Source organism: Moorena sp. SIO2C4 (assembly GCF_010672485.1).
GTDB classification, from domain to species: domain Bacteria; phylum Cyanobacteriota; class Cyanobacteriia; order Cyanobacteriales; family Coleofasciculaceae; genus Moorena; species Moorena producens.
Genome location: NZ_JAAHGN010001333.1, coordinates 1 through 1717, shown reverse-complemented (window position 1 = coordinate 1717; position 1717 = coordinate 1). Strand labels below are relative to the sequence as shown.

The following is a 1717-nucleotide window of genomic DNA, read 5'->3' as shown; positions in this document are numbered from 1 at the left end:
AAGTTTTTTGATACTGAATTTTGCCCCCCTAGCCCCCCAACTTTGGGGGGAACAAGAGTCAATTTGCTTCTAAAAGTCCCCCAAAATTGGGGGACCAACGGGGGCTTGGATGTAGCAAATGAGACTTCTCAGACAACCTCTAAGAGCGGTTCTAGTTGATTTAGGGTTTGATCCGCTCGTAGCGCCTGCACTGCTGACCGCAATTTTGATTCGCTACCACCTCCAAATAAGATCGGGACAAATGGAAATAGGGGAGGTAAAGGTTGTTCTAATACTAATTCAGCCTCTACTTCCCACAGATTAATTACCCGATAATCTTGACGCGCCTTTAATCCCATGAATTCCTTGTCGTAGCAATTTTCAATGGTGACTGTGCCTGGGGGCGGCAAGATATTAATTAATACAGGATTTGCGGATAGGTTGTATTTTTCCTCAGCTAAAGCCACATAATTGCGCATTCGCTGAGGCATGTTCTGGTCATAGCGTAGTTGTAATTCATTGAGAATCAGAAATTCGGAGTGTTCCGGGCTAGACGCTTTTACAATTACATCGCTTTCGCGACTAATCCATTGAAACTCAGCATCCAGTAACTGAGATGCTCGCACTTGGGGATTACCGGTTACCCATTGCACCCAAGCATTAGGAGCGAGACTAATTAAGCGTTTGCTACCAATATCTGCACGTTTTGCCATACAATACAATTGATCGAATCAAGATTAATTATTGAGTTACACGCACCCCAGTTTGCAGAGCTATTTCTGGGGTTCAAATAAAATTTGATTACTGAAGAGCTGGGCTTTTCAGAGGGAGCATGTCAACTTTGTAATTAGGTAGATAGATCCCCCCTAACCCCCCTTAAAAAAGGGGGGAATTAGATGGAAAAGTCCCCCTTATTAAGGGGGATTTAGGGGGATCTGAATCAGGGGTTAACAAAATTGACATGCACCCTTTTCAGACTTCCCAAACTTCCTGTTTCTTAAGATTCTTCGTCTATAGACTCGCCGTCTATAAACTCGCCGTCCATAGGGTCTCCTAAATCGAAGATAATAATAAATTTTTCATCAGGCATCAGCCGTTTAAGAGCCTGCAAGTGACCCTCAGCATCCGATCGGTTGCGGAAACGACGAACAACCATCCGCTGCATATTCGGCAATAGACGAATGAGCGCCCATGGATATAGGCGTTGAGAGTACGACATAAAATATTAGGTATCTCCTTAACTGGGGCTCCAGAGCCAGCCTGTAGCCGAGAGAAACTGTCGGCTGGCTCTTACCGTGGAACGTTTTCGCGTCCACGGTATTTTTATTATAACACAAAAAATTATATATTATAACATATTTTGAAAAGTTTTGTAACAAATGTTGGGAATCGGGAATCGGGAATCGGGAATCGGGAACAGGGAATCGGGAATCGGGAATCGGGAGTCGGGAGTCGGGAGTCGGGAATCGGGAGTGGAAAAAAATCCTGTGTACCTCACTTGTGATCAGAATTGCTATCCGTAGTGAGATTAAGTAGTGGGATGGGACCTTGGAGCCGGGACGAACCCATTTCTCGACCACAGCTATATGCGATGCAAAGAGCCGCTGCGCGATAAGAGCCGCTACGCGATCCAAAGAGCCGCTGCGCGATTGGCCGTAGGCCACGCTACGCGATGCTCGGTACGAGCCGCTGCGCGAACGCATCCACCAACCGTATCCTAAACTCTTCCTTTTATTCA

Annotated in this window: 4 protein-coding genes; 1 reads left to right on the top strand and 3 read right to left on the bottom strand. The window is 46.0% G+C overall.

Annotated elements, in window-relative coordinates; genetic code table 11:
* Positions 1-128: 128 nt before the first annotated feature.
* From F6K20_RS37220 to F6K20_RS37210, 3 genes are all read right to left on the bottom strand, one after another.
* Entirely contained in the window at positions 129-692 is a 564-nt protein-coding gene (locus tag F6K20_RS37220; protein ID WP_287251168.1) for an RpnC/YadD family protein, read from the bottom strand.
* A 284-nt stretch (positions 693-976) separates the two neighbouring features.
* Positions 977-1198 (bottom strand): hypothetical protein, encoded by a 222-nt coding sequence (locus F6K20_RS37215; protein ID WP_287248664.1) that lies wholly within the window; start codon positions 1196-1198, stop codon positions 977-979.
* Positions 1199-1327: 129 nt separating this feature from the next.
* A complete protein-coding gene (locus tag F6K20_RS37210; protein WP_287298223.1) occupies positions 1328-1477 on the bottom strand; it encodes a hypothetical protein in 150 nt (49 codons plus the stop codon).
* A gap of 88 nt (positions 1478-1565) precedes the next feature.
* Between F6K20_RS37210 and F6K20_RS37205 the strand changes: the two genes are divergently transcribed.
* Positions 1566-1700: a hypothetical protein gene (locus tag F6K20_RS37205; RefSeq protein ID WP_287266756.1), complete on the top strand. Its 135-nt coding sequence runs from the start codon at positions 1566-1568 to the stop codon at positions 1698-1700.
* Positions 1701-1717 lie beyond the last annotated feature (17 nt).